Origin of the sequence: Nitrospina watsonii (assembly GCF_946900835.1) — a bacterium.
Classification (GTDB): Bacteria; Nitrospinota; Nitrospinia; order Nitrospinales; family Nitrospinaceae; genus Nitrospina; species Nitrospina watsonii.
Genome location: NZ_OX336137.1, coordinates 1,553,947 through 1,577,273 on the forward strand (window position 1 = coordinate 1,553,947; position 23,327 = coordinate 1,577,273).

Below are 23,327 nucleotides of genomic sequence, written 5' to 3' on the forward strand. Positions count from 1 at the left end.
GCACAAATCATTTTCTGGAACCGAAACCTGACAATTTTATGAATGAAACCACGCAGGTAGCTGAATCGAAGATCGAAGAACTGGAACAGATTGCCCGGAAAATACGGCGGAAAAGTCTGGAGATCATCCACCGCGCCGGATCCGGTCATCCCGGCGGCAGCCTGTCGGGGGCCGACATTGCGGCGGCTCTGTTCTTTGGGGTGATGCGCTACGACCCCAAAAACCCGCTCGATCCCAAGCGCGACCGCTTTATTTTGAGTAAGGGCCATGCGACGGGACTGCTTTACGCTACGCTGTCGCAGGCCGGGTTCATCACCGATGCGGAGCTGGTCGATTACCGCAAGATCAACAGCAAGCGCAATCTGTCCGGCCACCCGCATCCGAAAACCCCGGGCGTGGAAATCGCCACCGGCAGTCTGGGGCAGGGGCTGAGCGCCGGTCACGGCATGGCGCTGGCGGCCCGCCTCGACAATCTCGATTACCGCGTGTACGTGCTCATGGGCGACGGGGAATTGCAGGAAGGGCAGGTCTGGGAAGCGGCCATGTCCGCCGCCAAGTTCAAAAGCACCAACCTGGTCGCCATCGTCGATTACAACAAGGTGGCGCAGGACAGCATCACCAAGGACCTGAAAGACCTGGAACCGATCGAGGACAAATGGCGAGCCTTTGGCTGGGACGTGCAGCGCATCGACGGTCATGACATGGCGCAGGTGCACAAGGCGCTGACCCTGCCGCTGCACGCGGAAAAGCCGCGCGTCATCATCGCCGACACGGTGAAAGGCAAAGGGGTCAGCTTTATGGAGGGGAAAACCGCCTGGCACGGCGTGGCTCCCTCGGACGAAGATTTTGCAAAAGCCATGAAGGAGCTGGAATGATCGACGGAGCGACACGAGACGGCTATGGAGCCGCGTTGGAAGAATTGGGAGGCAACCGCAAGGTGGTCGTTCTGGATGCGGGCGTCAGTGACAGCACGCGCAGCAAAAAATTCGGCGACAAGTACCCGGAGCGGTTCTTCAATATGGGCATCAGCGAGGGCGACATGGTGTGCACGGCGGCAGGGCTCGCCACCACCGGCAAGGTGGCTTTCGCCACCAGTTTCGCCTGTTTTCTGCTGGGCCGCACGATGGATCAGGTGCTGGTCAGCGTCGCGTACTCCAACAACAACGTCAAACTGGTGGGCACGCATTCCGGACTGGCCGTCGGCGAAGACGGCCCCACGGCACAGATGATCGTGGATATCGCCTACACCCGTGCCATGCCCAACCTTGCGGTCATCCAGCCGGCGGATTATCAGGAAGCATTTGAGGCCACCCGGTTTCTGATCGATCACCAGGGCCCTGTGTACATGCGTCTTGGCCGGGCCAAGGTGAAAGCGGTGCACGACGCGGATTACACGTTTCAATTGGGAAAAGGCCACGTCATCCGCGAAGGCAAGGACCTGGTTATTTTCGCCACCGGCGGCATGGTTCAGGAAAGCCTCCAGGCCATGGAACATCTGGCCAAAGACGGCCTGAGGCCAACTCTGGTCAACCTCTCCAGCATCAAACCCATCGATAAAGACCTCATTCTGGAGCAGGCCAAAAAGAATGGCCGGGTGTTGACGGCTGAAGACCATAATGTCATCGGCGGCCTGGGCGATGCGGTGCTGGAAGTGCTGCTCGACCACGATATCCATGTCCCGGTGCGCCGCATCGGTGTGCGCGATCATTTCGCCGAGACCGGCTCGAAAGACCAGCTTTATGAAAAGTACGGCCTGTCCCACAACCACATCGCCAAAACCGCTCTGGCCTTGTGCGATGGCCAACCGGCCTGAAAACCTGCTGCCTCATTGGGGCGCAACCGCGCCCGGTTCCTGAAACGCCAAGACACCGCCCCAGTAGGAGGGGACCTCAGAACGGCCCCTTGATTTCGCCTGATCCCTAGTTGACATAATATATGTTATGGGAACCTAGGCTTGGGATGATGCATTTACCCTCCATCCCCATTTTTTGATATCAGATTGATTTGTAAGGTTTGAATGGAGTTTGCGTTCTATCAGGTCGATGTGTTCACCGATCAACCGCTGGCCGGAAACCCCCTGGCGGTGTTTACCGATGCCCAGGGCCTGAGCGCGGCGCAGATGCAGGCCATCGCCCGCGAGATGAATCTGTCGGAGACCACGTTCCTCGTTCCCGCCAGCCGGCCGGAATCGGATTTCGACGTACGCATCTTCACACCCGATAAGGAACTCCCGTTCGCTGGGCACCCGACCTTGGGCACCGCTCACATTCTTTATGAAACCGGCAAGCTGGATGCGAGCCGGACCGAGTATCAGTTCGGCATGAAAATCGGTGCCATCCGCGTGACCCGTTCCGGGACGGTCTTTTTCATGCAGCAGCCGTTGCCTCAATTCCAGCCGCCCCGGTCCGATGCCGCCGCCATTGCGGAAGCTCTTGGGCTGGCCGTCGGCGACCTGCATCCCGACGTGCCCGCTCAGGTGGTTTCAACCGGTTTGCCCGCGCTCATGGTCCCGCTTAGAAACCGGGCCACCGCCGGTCGCATCGATTTGAACCTGTCCCGGTTGCGGGACGTGCTGGGTGGCGTCGAGATGATTTATCCATTCAGCCTGGACCCGGTGGCCCCCAATGCCCGGGTGCATGCACGGGGGTTCGCCCCCTTCATCGGCATCCCGGAAGATCCCGCCACGGGCAGCGTGGCAGGCGCTATGGGTAGCTATCTGGTCGAACACAAGCTATTGGATGAGTCGGAATGGAGGGATTTTCGACTGGAACAGGGCCTCGAAATGGGCCGCCCTTCTGAAATCCGGGTGGCCATCGGGGTGGCGGACGGGGCGATCCGCTCGGTGCAGGTGGGCGGCACGGCCCGAACCGTGATAGAAGGCTGTTTGAAGCTATAAAAAAGGCCCGGGAGAACACTTCTCCTGGGCCTTTTCACTCACTATATGGAAATCAGTCAGGCGCTTTTTTTGCCCTTCCGAGATACTTCAGAAGCATGCGCATAAGCACAGTTGGGACAGTAGTGACCCACCTCCCGCGAACACATGATGCAGGCCGTCATTTCTCCACTTTCCCGAATCAACCCACCACAATGGTTGCAACGCGGGGCTGGCTCTTCCACTTTCTTCTTTTTTGCGTAGCGTCTGTCGTTGACCAGAAGCTTGCTGCGCGAAATATTCACATACATAGCAAACCCCCCTTTTCTTTAGATTGAGCCCGGTAATCGGGTTCTTTCCGGGTTGGATGTCTGCTGTATCAAAAAGTTTTAAAAATTTTTCAAAAAAGAATCCATTGTTTAACTATTTAGATTAAAAAATATACTATAAATATACAATTAATATTACTTATATGCGTGCCATAACTCCTTTATTGACGGTTTCGACCCGATCCTGCCCGAACAGAATCCCGACCAGTTTCAGGGCAAATTCCAGTGCCGTTCCGGGCGAACGGCTGGTCACGAGGTTGCCGTCCACCACCACCCTGTCCTCCGAGTAATGCACCTCGTTCAGCTTTTCCTGCACCGAGGGGTGCGAGGTGGTGTGGTGATTTTTCAGCACTCCGGCGGTTTGCAGGATCATCGGAGCGGCGCAAATGGCGGCTACGGTCTTGCCGTCGCGGTTCATATTCTGCACGATGCCGATGACGCTGGCATTGTTCTGCAGGTTGGTGGTCCCGGGCTGACCTCCCGGCAACACCAGCAGATCGTAATTCTTGTGATCGACCTCCGACAGCAGCACGTCCGCCAGAATGCGCACCCCGCGCGAGCCTTCGATGGGTTCCAACTGGGTGCCGGCGAGATCGACCCGCGCCCCGGCCCGTCTCAAAATATCCACCACCGTGATGGTCTCGATTTCCTCAAAACCCGGTGCCACGGCGATCATGACTTTTTTCATGCGTTTTCCTCCTCGTCCCAAAGGGAACATGTTCAAACTCCCCCTGATCCAAATAGTAGAACCGCCACGTTCCCATTGTCAAACCGCACTTCCGGCACAAGCCGATGGTTTCAGGTCAGTTGTGGTCCCAAAGAACCGATGCTAAAATAAACCCCATATGCGGAATACTTGGAATGGGAAAGCCCATGCATAAGGAGGAGGAGGTGGAACGGTTTTCCCGCCAGATCCAGTCGATGTTCAATGCCATTGCTCCGCGTTACGACCTTCTGAATCGCGTGCTGAGTTGCGGCGTCGATCAATACTGGCGCAAGCGAGCGATCCGCCGCCTGGCGTGGAAACCCGGCGGTCGTTATCTCGATCTCGCCTGCGGCACCGGCGATGTGGCGCTGGAATATTTTGAACGCCGGGACGGCTGCCCCGGTCAGGTGTGTGCCCTCGATTTCAGTGAAGCCATGTTGCGCCAGGCCGGGGTGAAGTTTCAAAACCGGCGGCCCCCCACCCTCCTGCCTCGGTTTTGTGCGGCGGCGGAAGCGCTGCCGTTCCGGGAAAAGAGTTTCGATGGCATCAGCGTCGCTTTTGGTGCACGCAATTTTGCTGATAGGGAACAGGCTTTGCGGGAAATGGTGCGGGTTCTCAAGCCGGGCGGCTGTGCCGTGATTCTGGAATTTTCGCTGCCCCGGGAACCGCTGCTGCGCGAAGCCTACCGCGCTTATTTCGACCGCGTGCTGCCCCGCATCGGCGGCTGGGTGTCCGGGCATGCAGACGCCTACACGTACCTGCCGGAATCCGTCGGCGAGTTTCCGGAACGCGTGGAGTTTGCGGAGATGATGCGGCGGGCGGGATTCGACCGGGTGCGTCATCGCGATATGACCTTTGGGATTGTGACTCTTTATGTGGGAACACAGGATGCCTGATACCGTGCCTTCAAGCGGAGGCGGACACGAATGAAAAAATTTATTTTTCTCGGAGTGTGGATCGTGCTGATCTGCGTGTCCTTGTATTGGGCGGTTGGGCGAGACACGAGGCCGGTAGTGGAAGCTCCGCTGGAGCTGCCCCTCGCCTCCACCGTGGACAACCCCTACTCCCACCTCGAAGGCTACGAAACCCTGGTCCGCATGCAGGAAGCGTTTGTGACCCATGCCCGGACGGTCAAACGGTCGGTGGTCAGCATCAACAACCTGACGGAAGTCGCATCCTCCAATGCCCGCAGCGATCTGTTCAGCGGCGAGCCCGGGACCTGGTTCACCCGTTTTCGCTACTGGCTGAAACGCACTTTTCGCAAGCAGTACCAGATGGAGAGCCTGGGGTCGGGCATGATCTTCAATGATGCCGGTTACATTGTCACCAACTACCACGTGGTGGAGGGGGCCAACCGCCTGCTGATCAAGTTCCTCGACAACCGGGAGTACAGCGGACAGGTGGTGGGGGTCGATCCCAAAACCGACCTGGCGGTGGTCAAGGTGTTTTCGTTTTCCCACTTTGAACCCCCGCGTTTCGGGAATTCCAGCGACGTCGAAGTCGGCGACTGGGTGATGGCGATCGGCAACCCCTATGGCCTGACCGGCACCATCACCGTCGGTGTGGTCAGCGGCAAGGGGCGCATCGACCTGGGCATCGCCACCTTTGAAAACTTCCTGCAGACCGACACCTCGATCAATCCCGGCAACAGCGGCGGTCCGTTGATCGATATGCGCGGCCACATCATCGGTATCAACACGGCCATTGCCGAACTGGGCGCGGGCGTGGGATTCGCCATCCCCATGGAAACCGTGGAGAAGGTGGCGCACGATCTGATCGACAATGGCGAGGTGGAGCGCGGCTGGCTGGGAGTCGGCATCCAGAACATGACGCCGGATATGGCCGAGTCCTTCCGCGTGTCCCGGCACCAGAGCGGCGTCGTGGTCAACAGCATCGATGAAGGCGCGCCGGCGGAACGGGCGGGAATGCGCCAGGGAGATATCATCATCGCCTACGACGGCAAGAACGTCGCGCATCCGCAACATTTGCAGAACTACGTGGCCGATACCAAAGTCGGTCAATCCGTGCAGATCAAGATCCTGCGGGAAGGCGCCGAACAAACGCTGGAAGTCGAAATCGGCAAGTACCTGTCCTGAAGAACCTCAACCACTCCCCACTTCATATCCGGCATCCACGATCTTCGCCTTGATCTCCGTCAGGGCAGTCTGGCCTTCGTCGAAGTCCACCTTCACTTCTTTCTGTTCCAGACTCACATCCACTTTGTTGACACCGTTGAGCGAGCTGACCGCCTTGCTCACCGTTTCCACACAGTGGCCGCATGTCATGCCGGTTACCTGAAGCGTTGCCTGAGACATCATGATTCTCCTGAATAGGGGGTTGACGATTCGCGTTGAGATGGAATCATTCGTGTTGGATGTTGCCGACGTTTACAGGATTTTAACGCCTTCCAAAAATTCGTGCAGGAACAATCTGCGGGATGCCGCGCGGGCCGCTATGGCGCCCTCCCCCCGGAGAATATTTCAGCAGGGACCGGCCTTCTCCTAAGGCTACATAAGGGGCGATTTATCAATAAAGTACGGAAGATTTCAAACGGAGTCCGCGACCGGTCCGCCGTTATTTTCGATTCCTATTGCAGAATCTGCAATCCCAATCCCTCAAGAAATTCCTTCAAATTCCGTAATATAAAGTAACCATCGGGAAGATGGGTTCATCTCATTCGAAGCCATTGACATCAAGGAGGATGGAAAAAATGGCCCCAGCGAATCACCGTCTGCAGAAAGCAACGATCGGGCGTCAGGCCCCCGGTCAGTCTTCGCCACAGCCTGAGCTGTCCAGCAGCAACTCAAACAGAAAGCACCCTTGCGCTTCCTTGCAGGCCCTGGCTTTCTATCCCTTGATGAAGCCCGGTTTACCGGCCTCGGATCATTCCGATACGCTCCACCGGCGTTACGGGTAAGCACCGCAACAGGTGGATCGTCACAACTCTTGTTGATAGTCAGGAAATAAACTCGAAACTCACACACGGGAATGCAATGGGACGCACTATGAGCAAAAAATCAGAGAACGGCAAAAAAGGGAAAGGTTCGGAAATCCGGCGGGAAGTGGTCGATCATTTTCGGGTTGGATTGAAGACGGGAGCGTACAAGGTGCGAGCCCGGGAGATCGCCGAAAAAATGGTTCAGAAAATCCGGGACGGGCGCAATCCGTGGCTGAACTGACCGCGCCCCGGCGTCATACCGTTCGGACTTCCTCCAGCTCGGGATAAAACGCCGACTCTTTCAGTTTCGTCTCCCACCGTTGGCCCAACCGGTTCGAACGAAAATCGGCTTTCTTCAAATGCACCAGGTTGTCCACCCCGGCCATCCTCTCCAGACCCAGCCGGGTGATCTGGTTGCTGCGCAAATCCAACTCTTGCAGGTTTTTCAGGATCGGGGATTTGACCAGCACCTCCAGCCCTTCATCTCCCAGATAATTCTGCCGCAGGTCCAGCACCTCCACCTCTTTCAGGTCCGGATACAGGCTCAGGTACGCCGCTTCCGCAGCGGTGATTTCCATATTGACCATGCGCAGGACCTTGGGGTTGGCGGCGATGCGGGACAGGATGAACTTTTCGAAGGTGGTGATCTTTCGCGTCTGAATGCGTTTCATCTTTTCATCGATGACGGCATTGATCTTGTTGAGATCGCCTTTCAGCGAGAAAAACAGCTCCAACACATAGTCCTGGTTCACGGGCGAGTCCTTGAAAAAGTTCTGATTGTCTCATTTTAGAGGGTTGCGGGCGCAAGTCAATCAAACCCTATTAAATTGTTGGTTTTTATGATAATTTTGTTATACTCAACCGCGAAAGATTAATGTCCGTATTTTTTGGAGACCGCAATTATGATGGGAATTGGCTTCCCCGAATTGATGATCATTCTGGTCATCATCATGATTATTTTCGGTGCCGGGAAACTTCCCCAGATCGGTAGCGCTTTTGGTCAGAGTATCAAGAATTTCAAGTCGTCCATGAAAGAAGTGGATGGACTGGATGAGAAACCCGAAGGCGAAGGCGACGCGCAGCCGGCCGCGATAGAAAACACGGCGGAGGCCAATCCGGCTCCCGACAGCGGCGATGGCTCCCCGGCTCCCGAATCTGAAAAACCGGCTTCCCCTGCCTGAACAAAATCGCCGATGCCCTTGCGTCGGTTACCGGCTTTACGGGCAGGTCTTGATGGGTTCATCCATATCAGGCCTGCCCTTTTGCATTCAAATGAAGGCGGCCCCCTTGTTTCGGAAATGGAATGGGTGATTCGTTCCGATACTTATCTTCCAGAATTTTTTCCGCCTGCCTGGATGTCCTTCCTATCCTGCTGGTCATTTCGTTTTTTCAAATCGTCGTCATTCAAAAACCGTTTCCCAACCTGACAGAAACCCTGTTCGGGTTTGCACTCGTCGTCACCGGTCTTTTCTTTTTCGTTCAGGGTCTGGAGATTGCCCTGTTCCCTATCGGCGAACGCATCGCCAATCAGTTTGCGCTGAAGGGCAATCCGTGGTGGATCCTCCTGTTCGGGTTCATGCTGGGATTTGCGACGACCATTGCGGAGCCTGCACTCACCGTGATCGCCAACAAGGCCGGTGAGATGATTGCCAGGGCCGGGGCCATTCCCGACCAGCCCGGTGAAGTGACCCGGTTTGTCCTCGGGCTCCGTCTCACCATTGCTCTGTCCGTGGGTTTCGCCGGAGCCATGGGAGTGCTGCGTATCCTCAAGGGCTGGCCGCTGGTAACCTTCATCCTGATCGGCTACGCCCTGATCGTCATCATGACGGCCTTCGCACCGCATTCCATCATCGGCATCGCTTACGATGCCGGAGGCATCACCACATCAACCCTGACCGTTCCCTTGATCACGGCACTGGGCGTCGGCCTCGCCACCTCCATACGTGGCCGGAATCCCATCATTGACGGATTCGGTATGATCGCACTGGCCAGCCTCACGCCGATTCTTTTCGTCATGATCTACGGATCTTTATACATGAGCTGAAACGATGAGCTTCCTCGATCAAATACTGGTTTCCCTGGAGTCCACCGCATGGGACGTCCTGCCCATCATACTGGTGCTGTCGTTTTTTCAATTCGCCGTGCTGAGGAAATCCATTCCTCATTTTCGAAGGATTTTTTTCGGGCTGGTGATGACGGTGGTCGGCCTGGCTATCTTTATCATCGGCCTCAATGAATGCATTTTTCCTTTGGGCGAGGCCATGGCGTCCCAGCTTTCCGACCCTCAGTTTTTGTCACCGGAGGACCCTGTTGTGCAAGCGATGCTGGAAAACGGAAAACGCATCCCCCCGGTTTTTTATTCATGGACCATCCTGTTCGCGTTCCTGATTGGTTTCTCCACCGCCATGGCGGAGCCGGCCCTGATTGCGGTCGCGCTCAAAGCACGAGACATCACGACAGGAGCCATTTCCGCCTGGGGTTTACGCATCGCAGTGGCGCTGGGTTCGGGAACCGGGGTGGCTTTGGGTACTTACAGGATCATCGTCGGCACCCCGATCCAGTATTATATTATCCTTGGCTATATTTTGTTATTGACCCAGACTTACTTTGCCCCGAAATTCATCGTGCCGCTGGCCTACGACTCCGGCGGCGTCACCACTTCCACCGTCACGGTACCGCTGCTGGTGGCTCTGGGCTTGGGGCTGGCCCATAACGTTCCGGGAAGCTCTCCCCTCCTGGATGGATTCGGGCTCATTGCCATGGCGGCGATGTTCCCCATGATGACGGTCATGGCGTATGCTATGATCGCCCAAGTTATCCAGAAAAGAAGGCTGTCCCAGCCTTCTGCCTGATGGAGGTTGCAATGCGTTTTAAAGTGATCCTTGCTCTGGTGAACGACGATTATCAGGACGATGTGATCGAGGCCGCCAAAAAAGCGGGCGCCACGGGGGTGACCATACTCAATGCCCGCGGCGAAGGGGTGCACGAAAAAAAATCATTATTTGGACTCAATATGGAAGCGCAAAAGGACATGCTGCTGTTTCTGGTGGAAGACTTCAACTCCGACCAGATCATGGGCGCCATCTATGAGTCCGGCCAGCTCCACGAGCCGGGCAACGGCATTGCGTTTTCATGGGTGGTCGATCGGGCCATCGGTCTGGAAAGCCAGATCCCTCTTTTGGAAAAAGATGCCCGGGAGCGTTATTTTTAATGTCATCGAGGAGGTAACATCATGGCCCAAACACCCCGGGTCCGGGATGTCATGATGCCGGATTTTTTGAAACTGGATGGCGTCACCCGCGTCTCCGATGCGTTGCGCCGTATGCAGGACGGCAACATGCACGTGGCGCTGGTCGAGCCCCGCAACGAAGACGATGTGTACGGCATCATGACTCTCAAGGACGTTGCGCGCAAAGTCATCGGCGAACGCCTCAAGGTGCACGAGACCCACGTTTACGAAATCATGTCCAAACCGGTGCTCTCCGTACAGGCCAGCATGCCCATACCCTACGCCGCCCGTCTGCTGACCAACTTCAACGTTTCGTATGCAATGGTGATGGAAAGCAATGACGTGGTGGGGATGATTTCTTTGAACGGGATCGTCAAAAACTGGCGGGAGGAATGAGGCAACGTTCTGCGCCGGAGCGGCCCTAGCCCTTTTTCAGCGAGCTGCCGCTGGTGCTGTCCCATTCCACGGTGTGGGGACTGGAGACGTGCCTGGCCTTCGCTGACCAATGATCCCATTGCACGTTCAATTCGAGTATTTTCACGCACTGCTTGAGGCCATGCGCTCCGAATAAATGCGACCGCAGTTTTCCCAGATCATCGATATAGGTGTCGTGCTCCGACTTGTACCGGTCCTGCGCTTCGGCGATGTTGGCGAGAGTCTGCTCCGCCTGCAGATTGTAATTGAAGATGGTTTTTTTGATTTCCTCATAATCGATGCCGTAGGCGAGGTAACTCCATCCTCCGAGAAACAAGGCACCCAGTATTCCTAAAATCTTTTTGGCTTTTTTGCTGTTGAACAGGATCGCCGGAATGATGAAGCCGAACGCCGCCACCAGAACATAGCCGCTGACCTGCTCATAAAACTCCAGGGGCGGGACCGATTCGCCGCAAGGCTCGGCAGTCGGCGACTGCGCCGTCATGGCCTGCGTGTGAAGCCAGGCCTCTGCCGGACCCGCCGCGGCCACCTCCGGCAACAGCCAGAGCGACGCCATCCAGATGGGGAATGCCCGCGTGCAAAGGGCCCGTGCCAGCGTAAAAGGTTTCATAAGGAAGACGGGATAAATTCAAGAGGTGGTTTGAAATTTTTGTCATAATGTATAAAATTATGACCTCATCGTCTAGCGAAATATTCCCCGTCTCTTGGGGAACCCTTCGTTGACATCAAGACGCAAAAACACATCATCCCGCAAGCATGGGATCGACTGTTTCCATTTCCAACGAATACGAAACCATTTCAAACTGTAGAGGAAAGGTCTTATGAGCGAGCAACTCCGATTTGTGGACAACGGCGACGGCACCATCCAGGACAATGAAACCGGACTGGCCTGGGCCAAGAAGGACTCCTTTCAAATAGCCGGAGACTGGGTCAATTTTCAGGAAGCCCTCTCATTCATCGATGAGTTGAACAAAAAAGACTATATGGGCTTTCACGACTGGCGCATGCCGGAAAGAGAGGAAATCGAAAAACTCTACGACCCCAACCTCACGTTGAACGCCCGTTCCAATAAGGAAATTCACATCAGCGAATTGTTCGAACCGGGGTGCGGGATCGGCTCCTGGTGCCTGCCTTTCGATCAGCAGGCGGCATTTTTCATCGAATTCCAGAACGGGATGGCCCAGCATTTTGATCAGGATTTTTCGCAGGGCTACGTGCGCCCGGTGCGACTGTGGCCCGATGATTAAAGGCGGCTTTCCTTGCGGGCGCGGCTGTGGCAGGACTCGATTTTGGGAAGCTCTTCGGGCGGATGGATAACGAGATTGATCTCGGCCTCGCCCGTCTCCGAGTATTCGATCGAGGCAATGCGGTAACGGTCGGTTTCGACACCTTCGACCTGGCCGGAATATTGATAGAGCGCCGAGCGCAGGGCGTCCCATTCCAGATACACCAGAAACTGTTCTTCGGTATCGATCAGGTTCAGGGTCTCGATGAGAGTGGAAAACTGAATATCCAGAATATCCTGCACGGTCTTACCGCGACAGAAATCCCGGTAATTGTTTTCGGCTCCGATGTTGCGGCTGCAGGTGATCTTGTTGAAGGCATAATTCAGCAAGCGGTCTCCCGCGTCGAGTTGAACCGACATCAAAGCCGAGCTGTCTTTACAGGGCACAGTGCTGTCCTCGGAAAATACACATCTATTCTCTCTTATTATACATGGAGCGAAGTCGATGGAAACAGAATCCGGGCTCAGCCGGGCAGATCAAAATTCATGCTGATGTCCACCGCCGGCGCGGAGTGCGTCAGCGCCCCGACGGAAATGCAATCCAGCCCCAGGCCAGCCAGCTCGGCCACGCGCTCCAGGGTCATCATGCCGGAGGCTTCAGTGCGCGCCCGCCTGTCCACAAAAGTTACAGCCTTCGCGATCAGGTCCGAGGACATGTTGTCGAGCAGGATGACATCCGCCCCGCCTTCGACCGCGGCCTCCACTTCCTCCAGATTGGTGGCTTCGATTTCGATGAGGCCCGGAGGCCGGGCCGCCTGCATGCGTTCCAAAGCCGCCGCAATGCCGCCCGCCATTTTGATGTGATTGTCCTTGATCAGCACCGCATCGAACAAACCAAAACGGTGATTGATGCCGCCACCGCAGGCCACCGCGTACTTTTCAAAGACACGCAGGCCCGGCGTGGTCTTGCGTGTATCGAGTATCTGCACCGGTCCCGCTTTCTCGACGAAAGCATGGGTCAGGGTGGCGATACCGCTCAAGCGTTGCAGGATGTTCAGCGCCGTACGCTCGCCCTTCAACAGCGCCGACGCCTTGCCCGCAACCGCAAGCAACACATCCCCTTCAGCCAGGAGGCTGCCATCGTCCCGCTCTTCGGAACACGTCATTCCCCGATCCAGATGCGTGAATACCGTGCGGGCAATATCCACCCCGCATAACACCATGTCCTGCTTGGCAACAATCCGGGCACGGCCAAAAACGGTGGGATCGACCAGCGCATCGGTGGTGATGTCACCCGGTCCCAGGTCCTCCGCCAGCGAACGCTGCACCCAGTCATCTATTTGTTCTTGTTTTGGTTGAGGTCTCATGTTCTCATATAAGCACAACAATTTGAGCCATTTAAAGTAGCACAGAACCCCGTCTCACGCCACGGTTTGGTAATCATTGATGGATCGTTTCGCCAACAAAAAGCAGGCTCAGCAGCGGGTCGATCGCATTCAGGCATTTCAAAAGGAACTGCTTGAAATGGAGCGCACGGGCGTGATCCGCCTGCCCTACGAGACCCGCAGGCTGATCGAAACGTATCACAACGATCTCGTTGCCCGGTTCAAACAGCAATTCGATACCGACATCACCGACCACGAAAAACAGCTTTCGCTGGGCATGCGGATTCTCACTTTCCTTGGCGGGCTGGCCTTGTGCGCCAGCATTTTTTTCTTCTTCTACCAGATATGGGGACTGATCCCGGAGTCCGTGCAAATCGTGACAGTCATCACGCTGCCGGTTGCGGCCATGCTGGCCATGACGGTGGCGGCCAAGCGGGAACGGTCCGGTTACTATGCATCATTGATCGGCCTCGTCGCCTTCGTCGGATTTGTGTTGAACCTTCAGGTCATGGGTTCCCTGTACAATATCACGCCTTCACAAAACGCCTTTCTCGTATGGGGCGCGTTCAGCATCATTCTCGCTTATCGGTTTGGCTTGCGCCTGTTATTGTTGGCCGGCCTGCTGTGCCTGCTCGGTTACCTGTCGGCCACGGTGGGCGCGTTCTCCGGAATCTACTGGCTCCATTTCGGCGAACGTCCGGAAAACTTCATCGTGGGCGGCGCCCTTTTACTGACCCTCCCCTTTTTGATCGGCCATCGCCAAAGCCCGCATTTTGCCTGGTTTTATTACCTCGTCGGCCTGCTGTCCATCCATATCGCCTTGCTGATCATGTCTCATTGCGGACGTTGCAGTTACCTGCTGGCCGATCACAACCAGATTGAACTCAGTTATCAAGTGGCAGCACTGGTGTCGTATTCCCTCACCCTCTGGTTGGGTGTGCGGCTCCGGTACCCGGGAATCACCCATATCGGCACGACCTTCTGCACCCTGTTTTTTTACACCAAGTTTTTTGACTGGTGGTGGGACACGCTTCCCAAATCGCTTTTCTTTTTCATACTCAGTCTCATCACCATTGGCCTGCTGGTATTTTTTCGCAGCATGCGCGGACGCTTCCGGGAGGCCTTATGAACCTCAAACGCTACGGGCTGCCGTTGGCCTTCGGTCTGCTTCTGTTCACCAACATCTGGGTGATCGGCGGCGTGGTGTACAACCGTTCCGGCGAACCCGACACACGCATCACACTGACCGAGCGTGAACTGCCGACCGCCCGCCAGGACCGGGAAAATACCGGCCTGTTTTTGCGTCTGGAATGGCAGATGCCGGGGTTCCAGAAACCGGGCCATTACAATCCGGAGTCGAGCTGGTTCACGGAGAACAAGGTGCGTGATCTGGGGTTTCGCGTCGATGTTCCCGCCACGGCGACACGGGCCTATGATTATTACAGTCATCAATTGCCGCGCACCGCATTCATCGTTCTTGAAATGGAAGGGCCTGCCTGGCAGGACTGGCGGCGGGGAGCGGCGGAGTATTACGCCACGCTGAAGGCGGATCTCGCGCAGGAGACTGATCCCGGCAAGAAAAAAACACTGACCCGGCAGATCGATGACCTCAAACGCAAGATGGTCACGCAGACCCGTTTGTTCGCCGTGAACGTCGGCCCCGACGCCGAGGCGTTGCGCAGCCGCTATCCGGACCGAACCCGTTATATTATTGCTCGTGGCATCGTACGCACGCGCCTCACCTATTTGTATCAGAGAAACGATGCCGAATCCAAAACCCGAACACCGGTTATAAGCGGATTTATCAATCAGATTCTTGTGGACCAGTTGCACATTCCCCATCTCTTTCGAGATCGATTTCTCACCCTGATTTCAAAACCCCGATACTGGAATAATGCCACATCACGCACCCGCATAAAAAATGGCATGGGACCGCGTTATGCCGTTACACTGAATTATGGTAGAAGATACGAACCGTGGATTACTGACTTGCAAGAACTGAGATGAGGCGATCTTGAGCAAACTAAGAATTCCCGAAAAACTGGAGGCGGAACCTTCCATGCTGGAGGCCCGGGAACAACGTCATTTTGTTCCAGCGGACCAGCCGCCTCAACACAAATTCCAAATCCTCGATCCCAAAACCAAAAACATCTGGGGCTATGTGGTGATCGACAACACCCGCCGGGGTTCCGGCCTGGGCGGCATCCGCATCGCCTCCGACCTTTCCATCTGGGAGATCATGCGGCTGGCCCGCGCCATGACGCTGAAAAATAGTGCGGCCAATCTGCCCTATGGCGGAGCCAAGTCCGGAATCGTGTTCGACCCGAATCAATTCACTTTAGGCAAAGGAGTGAAACAGGATCTGATCGGCGCGTTTGCCGAGGCCATCTTTCCCATCGACAATTACATCGCCGCGCCGGACATGAGCACGGACGAAAACGACATCCAACGGATTTTCCAGTACAACGCCGACGTGTTGGGTGACTCCAATCATGGACGCGGGGGTGCAGGCCGCCCCTTCGCCAAAGGCGGCATTCCCATCGACAAGTGGGGATTGACCGGGCACAGCCTGTATGCCGCTATCAAGACGCTGGAACAACTCGATCCCAGCTTCGAAATCAAGGGTGCGCGCGTTGTCATTCAGGGCTACGGCAATGTCGGCGCCGCCATCGCCGGGAAACTGGCTGCGGACGGGGCGCTCATCGTCGGAGTCTCCGACGTCAACACCGCCCTGTGGTATTCGAAAGGCCTGCAGGTTCGCGAACTCGACAAGGTGCGGGGCAATCCAAAAGGACTTGCGGCCTATCATGGCACGGTGGACAAAAAGTTTTTTGACGGAAATGTCGGCCGTCTGCTGGAAGCGCCTTGCGATATCCTCATCCCCGCTGCCCGGCCGGACGCCATCACCGCCCGCAATGCGGACCGGCTGCTGTGCGGCAGGATTTTCCAGGGCGCCAACACTCCCAGCAACAAAATGACCGAGTACTATCTGGAAAACCGGAAAAAAATAACTTCTTACACCGACTTCATCGTCAACTGCGGCGGCGTGATCGGGTGTGCCGTGGAAGTGAGGATGACCCAGGACGAAGCTTACCGGAAGAAGGTGCTGGACCAGGGGAATTACGGCAGGACGTATGTAGAAAACCTGATTTTTGAAACCGTCAATAAAAACATCACGACGATTACGAAAAGGTTGAAAGAACGCGCGGGCAAGGATATTATTTTTCGGGAAGAGGCCACCCGGCTGGCCGAAGAGCGGCTGGGAAAACCTGAAGAATACTGGTTGTGACACTCAATACGGGAAAGGAAATTCGATGGCCTACAACCTTGGTCACATTGACAGATTGGTTCGCTTGATGGCGGGAGTCGCTTTGGTTCTGAGTGGTGTGCTGTCCGGAGGCGTATGGGGCTGGGTGACGGCGCTGGTCGGCCTGGTCATCATCATCACCGGCATGACCGGCACCTGCTTCATCTACTCCATATTTGGAGTCAGCACGTACTGCCCCCGCCACAAAACACGCTGACCGCGTCTCAGCGGTTATAGATTTCGTCGAGAATCCGGCCCGCTCCCTGCCCCAGGATTTCCTTGGCACAGTCATCTCCCAGCTTGACCGCATCCTGAATGGCGCCGGTGCCTTCGGTTTTGAAGATCTGTTTGCCGTCCAGGCTGCCCACCATGCCGCGGATGTGCAGCGCCTCGCCGTCCACGGTCGCATAGACGCCGATCGGCACCTGACAGCCGCCTTCCAGACGATGTAAAAACGAACGTTCCGCTTCCAGTGCGGTATGGGTCTCATCGTGTTCGAGCGCGTAAATACGATCCATCACGCCAGGATCGTCCTTGCGCGTTTCGATCCCGACCGCGCCCTGCCCGCCTCCCGGCAACATGATTTCCGGTGGAATGCACTCGGTGATGCGGTCTCCCATCCCCATCCGGTTCAAACCCGCCGCCGCCAGAATGATGGCATCCAGGTTTTCCGTTTCCATTTTTTCGAGACGGGTGCCGATGTTGCCGCGCATGGGCACAATGCTCAGATCGGGGCGGTACGCCAAAAGCTGCGTGGTGCGGCGGAAACTGCCGGTACCCACTTTCGCGCCTTCGGGCAGTTCGTCCAGCTTTTTACCTTCCCGGGAGATCAACGCGTCGCGCGGGTCTTCCCGCTCCGTGATGACGGAAAGGATGAGTCCCGGCGGCAGCTTCATCGGCACGTCCTTCATGCTGTGCACGGCGATATCGACCTCGTTGCGCAGCAGACCTTCTTCGATTTCCTTGGTGAACAATCCCTTGCCGCCCACCTTGGCCAGAGGCACATCCTGGATTTTGTCGCCGGAGGTTTTGATCTTGACCAGAGATACGGTCAAATCCTCGTGCTCCGCTTCGAGCAGGGATTTGATCCAGTTGGCCTGCCACAGGGCAAGCGGGCTGCCGCGGGTGCCGATGCGCAGTTCATGGATTTGGTAGATCGATGCAAATAGGGGGTCCATTAATCGTCCAGATGAAACAGGTCGCGGATGGCTTTCAGATAAGCCTGGCCTTCGGAAGTGCGCGTCTTCTCCTTCAGGTTGACCGTGGGTTTATGAAGAATTTTATTGATGATGGAAAGCGTCATTTGTTCGAGGGCATTCTTGTCCTCGCCGGACAGGTGTCCCATGCGCTTGAGGGTTTTGTCCAGTTCCTGCTTGCGGATGTGTTCGACGCGGTTGCGCAGGCCGATGATCGTGGGAACGGCGTCCCGCGACTCGATCCAGGTATTGAATTTAACCACTTCCGAGTGAATGATTTCCATGGCCATCTCGGCTTCCTTCTCGCGCTCCTTCACGTTGGCATCGACCACGTTTTGCAGGTCGTCGATGTCGTACAGGTACACGTTTTCCAGGTCGTTGACCTCCGGCGCAATGTCACGCGGCACCGCGATGTCGATCAAAAACATGGATCGGTTCTTGCGTTTGTGCAACGCCTCCTCCACCATCTCTTTGGTGATGATGAAATTGGGGGCGGCGGTGGAACTGATGACGATGTCGGCGCGGTACAATTCTTCCTTGAATGCGTCGAAGTCGAGGGCGCTGCCGTTCAGCGTTTTGGCCAAGCCGGCGGCGCGTTCGTACGTGCGGCTGGCCACATACACGGTTTTCAATCCGTAGGTCATGAGGTGCCGCGCCGCCAACTCCGCCATCTCGCCGGTACCGACCAGCATGACGGTGTGGTTTTCCAGGTTGTCGAAAATCTTGCGCGCCAACTCCACGGCGGCGGAACTGATCGACACCGCACTCTCCGAGATGCCCGTTTCCTCACGGATTTTCTTGGCGACGTTGAAGGCCTTTTCAAAAAGCTGATTCAGGAAAATGCCGGTGGTGCGGAGCGAACGCGCCAGACTGTAGGCATCTTTGACCTGCCCCAGGATCTGCGCTTCGCCGATGATCATCGAATCGAGACTCGATGACACGCGAAACAGATGTTCTATGGTTTTGTCTTCCGTGTACGAGTAGAAGTGTTCTTCGAGAACATCCAGAGGAATCTGGTGGTAGTCGGAGATGAAGCGCTTCAGGCGATGGATGCCGTTGTTGATGTCGTTGACGCGGGCATAAATCTCCACCCGGTTGCAGGTGGAAATGATCAGGTTTTCGGCGATCTCCGGGCACTCGTTGAGTTTCTCGGAGGACTCCTCAATCGTTCCCTGGGTGAACGCCAGCCGTTCGCGCAATTCCACGGGAGTGTTTTTGTGATTGACGCCGACTATGACCAGGTTGCTGTGTTCCATATCACACGTGCAAAAGATAACTGAACATGACCGTTATGAACCCGGCCACGGACCCCCATGCCGCCTTGCGGCCCCGCAGTCCGGTTAAAAACCGGCCAAAAAACACCACGCCATAAATGACCCAGCCCAATACCAAAGGCCAGGTTTTGACCACGTCCCAAGAAAAGAAAGGCGACTCCGTCGCCTGCGTGATCCAGATGCCCCCGGTCAAAAAACCCAGCGTGAACAGAGGAAAGCCGATGGCCACCACCCTGAAGTTCAACTGATCCATCGACTCCAGCGGTGGCATGCGAAAATACATGATGCCCAGCTTTTTTGACTTCACCTGCCGCTCCTGAATCAGGTACATCACCCCCACCGCAAACGCGATGGCGAACGCGGCAAATCCCAAAACGGAAAGCGTGCGGTGCAGGGTCATTAAAATCCGAAACTGAGATTCCGGAAACACCACCTCTTCCGACAGAAAGGTCGCGTACAACAGGATCAGAAATGCCAGCGGAATGACGAACGACCCCAGATCCTTGATCTTGTATTTCCAGTGGGTAATAAAGTACACCACCACGACCACCCAGGAAAAGAAAATAGCCACTTCAAAAGAGGTCGTGTAAGGACCGTGGCCGGTTTCCTGCGAGCGCAGGCCGATGATCACCGTATGAAAAAACAAACCCACGGCCGCCGTGACGGTTGCCAACGAGGACACGAACTGCCTGCGGTAGATCAAATAGACAAAATACTCCAACGACGCCATCAGGTAACTGATCATGGCAATATTGAAGGTCAGAACTTTCATATCGAATTGAATGCCCGTGGAAACAAGAGAAGGTATCCTATCACGATAAACGTGGAATTACAACGGTTTAGGGGATAACGGCTGCCCTTGTCACCGCAGGGGATCACTTCGAATTATAAAGAAAAAGAGGCGGAGAGAGAAAGGGTTTTATGAAAGGGACCGTTTGCGGCGTCACCCGCCGGGGCTCAGTGATCCTCCCTGTTTTTCACGAAGTTTCTGAGCTCTGAAAGGAACTCGTTGGCATCCTTGAAATCGCGGTACACCGAAGCAAAGCGGACATAAGCCACCCCATCCAGGTTGTACAGTTCCTTGACCACTTTCTCGCCAACCGTGACGGCGGAAACTTCCTTCTCTCCGGATTCCTGGAAGTATTTTTCGACCTTATCGACGATGTCTTCCATCTGCTCGATGCTGACGGGGCGTTTCTGGCAGGCCTTCTGGATGCCGGACATGATTTTGCGCCGATCGAACTCCTCCCGCCGCCCGTCCTTTTTGACAAGGAGCAGGGGCGTGGTTTCGATGCGTTCATACGTGGTGAAGCGCTCGCCGCAATTGAGGCATTCGCGGCGACGGCGGGTCATATCGCCTTCCCGGTTGGTGCGGGAATCGATGACCTTGTTTTCCATGTTGGAACAATTCGGACATTTCATGGAGGTTCGTTACTTGTTGGAAAGCTCCATGTGAAACGGATATTGTTCGCAGAGTTCCCGCACCTGCTTGCGGGTTTTCTCGATGTAGGCCGGGTCCTCCAAATGCTCCAGCACGCCGACCATCATCTCACCGATCTGCTTCATGGCGTCTTCCTTCATGCCGCGCGTGGTCAGGGCCGGGGTGCCGATGCGGATGCCGGAAGTGACGAACGGGCTGCGTGTCTCGAAGGGCACGGTGTTCTTGTTGACGGTGATGCCTGCCAGGTCCAGCGCCTCTTCCGCCTGTTTGCCGGTGATGTCCTTGTTGGTGAGATCGACCAGAATCAGATGCGTGTCGGTACCGCCGCTGATGATCTTGAAGTTGCGCTCCTTGAGAAACTCGCCCAGGCACTGCGCATTCTTGATGACCTGTTTCTGGTACTCGACGAAATCCGGCAGCAACGCTTCCTTGAAGGCCACGGCTTTGGCGGCGATGACGTGCATCAAGGGGCCACCCTGGATTCCGGGAAAAATCTTCTTGTTCACATCCTTGGCATATTCTTCCTTGCAAAGGATCATACCGCCGCGCGGTCCGCGCAGAGTCTTGTGCGTGGTGGTGGTGACGAAATCCGAATACGGCACCGGCGAGGGGTACAGCTTGGCCGCCACCAGCCCCGCCGGATGGGCGATGTCGGTCATGATCTTCGCGCCCACTTCATCGGCAATCTCGCGGAAGCGTTTGGCGTCGATCACCCGTGGATAAGCACTGGCGCCAACGACGATCATTTTGGGGCGGTGCTCCTTGGCCAGCTTTTCCACTTCATCGTAATCGATCCGCTCGGTCTCCTTGTTGAGCCCGTATTGCACAACCTTATAGGTGTAACCGGAAAAATTCACCGGTGCGCCGTGGGTCAGATGCCCGCCATGCGACAGGTTCATGCCAAGGATGGTGTCGCCGGGTTGGCACACGGCGTGGTACACCGCCATGTTGGCCTGCGAGCCGGAATGTGGCTGCACGTTGGCGTGCTCGGCCCCGAAAATCTCCTTTGCCCGGTCGATGGCCAGTTGCTCGGCAATGTCCACATACTTGCAACCGCCGTAATACCGTTTATTGGGATAGCCCTCGGCATATTTATTGGTCATCACCGAGCCCAGGGCTTCCAGCACCTGGGGGCTGACGAAATTCTCGGACGCGATCATCTCCAGCGTGAAATTCTCGCGATCCATCTCACCTTTGATGGCGTGGCTGATATCCGGGTCGAAGTCTGATAAGAGTGACAATTTAAAGTTCTCCTTTGCTGAGCATGGCTTGAATATTATTGATTTTGTCGAGCCGACGGCCGTGGCGTCCTCCTTCAAATGGCGTGTCCATCCAGGTGCGGACAATCTCATACGCGAGACCCATACCGATCACACGGCCGCCCATGATCAAAATATTCGAATCGTTGTGCTGACGGCAGAGTTTTGCGGTGTAAAGATCGTTGCACAGAGTCCCTCTCACCCTGGGGAACCGGTTGACGGTGATGGACATGCCGATGCCAGTGCCGCACATCACGATTCCATTCACCTCTTCATCTTCGGAAACAGCCTCGGCCACTTTGATGCCGTAGTCCGGATAATCCACCTGGTCGGAAGAGTCCGGACCCAGATCGGTCACCTCCACGCCATCCGCCCGCATCGCCTCAATGAGCGCCTGTTTCAACTCAAAACCTGCGTGATCGGAGGCAATGACTATCTTTCCAATTTTATTTTCTCTGTTCATACGACGTCTAAATCCCTTGGTTGCAGGAGGTTTTCTTATTTCAGGACGGGAGGATTGAGTCGCCCGTTACTGCGAATTGCTGCGAAGGAAGCACTGGGAAGAAGCCCCAAAATCATTGGGCACTTCCACCAATAGACAGGTTAGAGGCTCATCGTGAACCTGAATGCATTATTCTATCAGATCGCGCCTCTTTTCGGGAGGAAGGCTTCCAATTCTTCACAAGCCGCAACCCCCTTTCTTACGCCATTTACTAATCCTATTTCTATAATTTATAATATAAATATCCAATATAATGTACTTTTACTGATAAAAGATCAGTCGCGAGCCTTGCATTCAAACGCTGTTTTCGAGGTCCACTCCACTTCCAGGTAAGGCGGCAGGGACGTCCGCTTATCGATTTTTGCGGCATTGATCTGCTCGGCAGTCAGGTTTTCAGCCTTTTCCAGGTTGGCTCCGTGCAGGATGCTTCCTTTCAAATTGGCCCCCGTCATGTCGGTTTCACTGAAGTTGGAGCGTTCCAGGTTCGCGCCGGTGAAGTCGCAGTCCGTCATCTCGGTGCTGATGAAACTGGATTGGCCGAGCTCGGCGTTTTTGAAGTTCACGTTTTCCAGAGTGGCCACACTGAAGTCGGCTTGAGCCAGGTTCGCGGACTCCAGTTTGACGTTTTTCAGCTCGGCTTCGCGTAGGTCCACCCGCACCAGCTTGATGAAACTGAGATCGGAGTCGCTGATCTGGATACCGCGAAACGTGGAATGCGTGGCATCGGATTGGATGAACTGGCACTCGACCATCTCCACTCCGCTGAGGTCCGACTTGCTCATGATGGCTTTGCTCATTTTTGATTGGGTGAAGACCGCACCCTTGAAGCTGCTGTTGGCAATCTGGACTCCGTCCAAAACCACCCGCGTCAGCTTGGCGTCGGTGAACCGGGCCTGCGTGAGGTGGCTGCCGGTAAACTTGCAGTCGCTCATGACGGCGCCGATGAACTTGACACCCATCATGTCCGAACGCCGGAAATCGATTCGGGTCAATTCCGCATCATTCATATCGGTACGCATCATGTTGGCATCGGTCAAATCGGCGCCCTTGAGCTTGATTCCGGAAAGGTCGGCGCCGACGAGCTCGTGCTTGGCCAGCTCCACTTTTTTCCTGAGGTCTTCTTCTGACAAGGCGGCGGAACGCCACCCGGTCTCTTCCTCTTCTTCTGACATAGTATCTCCTGTTTACTGCAAACGCTTGAGGCGCGATTATACTATCATGGACGCCTT

General features: G+C 55.8%; 29 protein-coding genes. 16 read left to right on the forward strand and 13 right to left on the reverse strand.

Annotated elements, in window-relative coordinates; translation table 11 throughout:
* The first annotated feature begins 38 nt into the window (after window positions 1–38).
* The 3 genes from QML71_RS07150 (at window position 39) to QML71_RS07160 (ending at window position 2,896) form a co-directional block, all read left to right on the forward strand.
* Window positions 39–875 carry a transketolase gene (locus QML71_RS07150; protein ID WP_282011235.1) on the forward strand — a complete coding sequence of 279 codons (837 nt, stop codon included), beginning with the start codon at window positions 39–41 and terminating at the stop codon, window positions 873–875.
* A complete protein-coding gene (locus QML71_RS07155; protein WP_282011236.1) occupies window positions 872–1,813 on the forward strand; it encodes a transketolase family protein in 942 nt (313 codons plus the stop codon). Before QML71_RS07150 ends, QML71_RS07155 begins: the two co-directional genes overlap by 4 nt.
* Window positions 1,814–2,017: 204 nt before the next feature.
* Entirely contained in the window at window positions 2,018–2,896 is an 879-nt protein-coding gene (locus tag QML71_RS07160; RefSeq protein WP_282011237.1) for a PhzF family phenazine biosynthesis protein, read from the forward strand.
* A 444-nt stretch (window positions 2,897–3,340) separates the two neighbouring features.
* Here QML71_RS07160 and QML71_RS07165 read toward each other — a convergent pair whose 3' ends face one another.
* Window positions 3,341–3,889, reverse strand: coding sequence for a DJ-1 family glyoxalase III (locus tag QML71_RS07165; protein WP_282011238.1), 549 nt, complete (start codon window positions 3,887–3,889; stop codon window positions 3,341–3,343).
* 185 nt (window positions 3,890–4,074) lie between these two features.
* Between QML71_RS07165 and ubiE the strand changes: the two genes are divergently transcribed.
* Window positions 4,075–4,803 carry a bifunctional demethylmenaquinone methyltransferase/2-methoxy-6-polyprenyl-1,4-benzoquinol methylase UbiE gene (ubiE, locus tag QML71_RS07170; RefSeq protein ID WP_282011239.1) on the forward strand — a complete coding sequence of 243 codons (729 nt, stop codon included), beginning with the start codon at window positions 4,075–4,077 and terminating at the stop codon, window positions 4,801–4,803.
* Between the two features lie 30 nt (window positions 4,804–4,833).
* Window positions 4,834–6,003 carry a S1C family serine protease gene (locus QML71_RS07175; RefSeq protein WP_282011240.1) on the forward strand — a complete coding sequence of 390 codons (1,170 nt, stop codon included), beginning with the start codon at window positions 4,834–4,836 and terminating at the stop codon, window positions 6,001–6,003.
* A 6-nt stretch (window positions 6,004–6,009) separates the two neighbouring features.
* Here the strand turns inward: QML71_RS07175 and QML71_RS07180 are convergent, their stop codons facing one another.
* On the reverse strand, window positions 6,010–6,225 hold the full coding sequence (locus tag QML71_RS07180; RefSeq protein ID WP_282011241.1) for a heavy-metal-associated domain-containing protein: 216 nt from the start codon (window positions 6,223–6,225) through the stop codon (window positions 6,010–6,012).
* Between the two features lie 687 nt (window positions 6,226–6,912).
* On the opposite strand from QML71_RS07180, the gene QML71_RS07185 reads away from it, so the two are divergent.
* Window positions 6,913–7,086 (forward strand): flagellar biosynthesis anti-sigma factor FlgM, encoded by a 174-nt coding sequence (locus tag QML71_RS07185; protein ID WP_282011242.1) that lies wholly within the window; start codon window positions 6,913–6,915, stop codon window positions 7,084–7,086.
* Window positions 7,087–7,099: 13 nt separating this feature from the next.
* Here QML71_RS07185 and QML71_RS07190 read toward each other — a convergent pair whose 3' ends face one another.
* Complete coding sequence (locus tag QML71_RS07190) at window positions 7,100–7,597, reverse strand: leucine-rich repeat domain-containing protein (protein WP_282011243.1); 498 nt, start codon at window positions 7,595–7,597, stop codon at window positions 7,100–7,102.
* A gap of 150 nt (window positions 7,598–7,747) precedes the next feature.
* Between QML71_RS07190 and tatA the strand changes: the two genes are divergently transcribed.
* From tatA to QML71_RS07215, 5 genes are all read left to right on the forward strand, one after another.
* Window positions 7,748–8,026, forward strand: a complete 279-nt coding sequence (tatA, locus tag QML71_RS07195) for a twin-arginine translocase TatA/TatE family subunit (RefSeq protein ID WP_282011244.1) — start codon at window positions 7,748–7,750, stop codon at window positions 8,024–8,026.
* 122 nt (window positions 8,027–8,148) lie between these two features.
* Window positions 8,149–8,889 carry a DUF1538 domain-containing protein gene (locus QML71_RS07200; protein ID WP_282011245.1) on the forward strand — a complete coding sequence of 247 codons (741 nt, stop codon included), beginning with the start codon at window positions 8,149–8,151 and terminating at the stop codon, window positions 8,887–8,889.
* Between the two features lie 4 nt (window positions 8,890–8,893).
* Window positions 8,894–9,697, forward strand: coding sequence for a DUF1538 domain-containing protein (locus tag QML71_RS07205; protein ID WP_282011246.1), 804 nt, complete (start codon window positions 8,894–8,896; stop codon window positions 9,695–9,697).
* An 11-nt stretch (window positions 9,698–9,708) separates the two neighbouring features.
* Window positions 9,709–10,056 (forward strand): P-II family nitrogen regulator, encoded by a 348-nt coding sequence (locus QML71_RS07210; RefSeq protein ID WP_282011247.1) that lies wholly within the window; start codon window positions 9,709–9,711, stop codon window positions 10,054–10,056.
* A 21-nt stretch (window positions 10,057–10,077) separates the two neighbouring features.
* Complete coding sequence (locus QML71_RS07215) at window positions 10,078–10,470, forward strand: CBS domain-containing protein (protein WP_282011248.1); 393 nt, start codon at window positions 10,078–10,080, stop codon at window positions 10,468–10,470.
* Between the two features lie 25 nt (window positions 10,471–10,495).
* Here QML71_RS07215 and QML71_RS07220 read toward each other — a convergent pair whose 3' ends face one another.
* A complete protein-coding gene (locus QML71_RS07220; RefSeq protein WP_282011249.1) occupies window positions 10,496–11,065 on the reverse strand; it encodes a hypothetical protein in 570 nt (189 codons plus the stop codon).
* Window positions 11,066–11,330: 265 nt separating this feature from the next.
* On the opposite strand from QML71_RS07220, the gene QML71_RS07225 reads away from it, so the two are divergent.
* Window positions 11,331–11,756, forward strand: coding sequence for an Lcl C-terminal domain-containing protein (locus tag QML71_RS07225; RefSeq protein WP_282011250.1), 426 nt, complete (start codon window positions 11,331–11,333; stop codon window positions 11,754–11,756).
* Here the strand turns inward: QML71_RS07225 and QML71_RS07230 are convergent.
* A complete protein-coding gene (locus tag QML71_RS07230; RefSeq protein WP_282011251.1) occupies window positions 11,753–12,181 on the reverse strand; it encodes an iron-sulfur cluster assembly scaffold protein in 429 nt (142 codons plus the stop codon). The genes QML71_RS07225 and QML71_RS07230 overlap by 4 nt on opposite strands.
* 77 nt (window positions 12,182–12,258) lie before the next feature.
* Window positions 12,259–13,101: a carboxylating nicotinate-nucleotide diphosphorylase gene (gene nadC / locus QML71_RS07235; protein WP_282011252.1), complete on the reverse strand. Its 843-nt coding sequence runs from the start codon at window positions 13,099–13,101 to the stop codon at window positions 12,259–12,261.
* Window positions 13,102–13,180: 79 nt separating this feature from the next.
* On the opposite strand from nadC, the gene QML71_RS07240 reads away from it, so the two are divergent.
* From QML71_RS07240 to QML71_RS07255, 4 genes are read left to right on the forward strand one after another with little or no spacing between them, the layout of a single operon-like run.
* Window positions 13,181–14,248, forward strand: coding sequence for a DUF2157 domain-containing protein (locus QML71_RS07240; RefSeq protein ID WP_282011253.1), 1,068 nt, complete (start codon window positions 13,181–13,183; stop codon window positions 14,246–14,248).
* Complete coding sequence (locus QML71_RS07245) at window positions 14,245–15,126, forward strand: DUF4824 family protein (RefSeq protein WP_282011254.1); 882 nt, start codon at window positions 14,245–14,247, stop codon at window positions 15,124–15,126. The genes QML71_RS07240 and QML71_RS07245 overlap by 4 nt, the downstream gene beginning before the upstream one ends.
* Before the next feature lie 7 nt (window positions 15,127–15,133).
* Window positions 15,134–16,408, forward strand: coding sequence for a Glu/Leu/Phe/Val family dehydrogenase (locus QML71_RS07250; protein WP_282011255.1), 1,275 nt, complete (start codon window positions 15,134–15,136; stop codon window positions 16,406–16,408).
* Between the two features lie 25 nt (window positions 16,409–16,433).
* Window positions 16,434–16,643 (forward strand): YgaP family membrane protein, encoded by a 210-nt coding sequence (locus QML71_RS07255; RefSeq protein WP_282011256.1) that lies wholly within the window; start codon window positions 16,434–16,436, stop codon window positions 16,641–16,643.
* Window positions 16,644–16,650: 7 nt separating this feature from the next.
* Here the strand turns inward: QML71_RS07255 and hemC are convergent, their stop codons facing one another.
* The 7 genes from hemC to QML71_RS07290 form a co-directional block, all read right to left on the reverse strand.
* Window positions 16,651–17,604: a hydroxymethylbilane synthase gene (gene hemC / locus QML71_RS07260; protein ID WP_282011257.1), complete on the reverse strand. Its 954-nt coding sequence runs from the start codon at window positions 17,602–17,604 to the stop codon at window positions 16,651–16,653.
* Window positions 17,604–18,878, reverse strand: a complete 1,275-nt coding sequence (hemA, locus tag QML71_RS07265; RefSeq protein ID WP_282011258.1) for a glutamyl-tRNA reductase — start codon at window positions 18,876–18,878, stop codon at window positions 17,604–17,606. Before hemA ends, hemC begins: the two co-directional genes overlap by 1 nt.
* 1 nt (window position 18,879) lies before the next feature.
* Window positions 18,880–19,668, reverse strand: a complete 789-nt coding sequence (locus tag QML71_RS07270) for a cytochrome C assembly family protein (RefSeq protein WP_282011259.1) — start codon at window positions 19,666–19,668, stop codon at window positions 18,880–18,882.
* A 185-nt stretch (window positions 19,669–19,853) separates the two neighbouring features.
* A complete protein-coding gene (gene nrdR / locus QML71_RS07275; RefSeq protein WP_282011260.1) occupies window positions 19,854–20,318 on the reverse strand; it encodes a transcriptional regulator NrdR in 465 nt (154 codons plus the stop codon).
* Window positions 20,319–20,327: 9 nt separating this feature from the next.
* A complete protein-coding gene (gene glyA / locus QML71_RS07280) occupies window positions 20,328–21,578 on the reverse strand; it encodes a serine hydroxymethyltransferase (RefSeq protein WP_282011261.1) in 1,251 nt (416 codons plus the stop codon).
* A gap of 1 nt (window position 21,579) precedes the next feature.
* On the reverse strand, window positions 21,580–22,059 hold the full coding sequence (gene rpiB, locus QML71_RS07285; protein WP_282011262.1) for a ribose 5-phosphate isomerase B: 480 nt from the start codon (window positions 22,057–22,059) through the stop codon (window positions 21,580–21,582).
* A gap of 314 nt (window positions 22,060–22,373) precedes the next feature.
* Window positions 22,374–23,270 (reverse strand): pentapeptide repeat-containing protein, encoded by an 897-nt coding sequence (locus QML71_RS07290; RefSeq protein ID WP_282011263.1) that lies wholly within the window; start codon window positions 23,268–23,270, stop codon window positions 22,374–22,376.
* Between the last annotated feature and the right edge of the window lie 57 nt (window positions 23,271–23,327).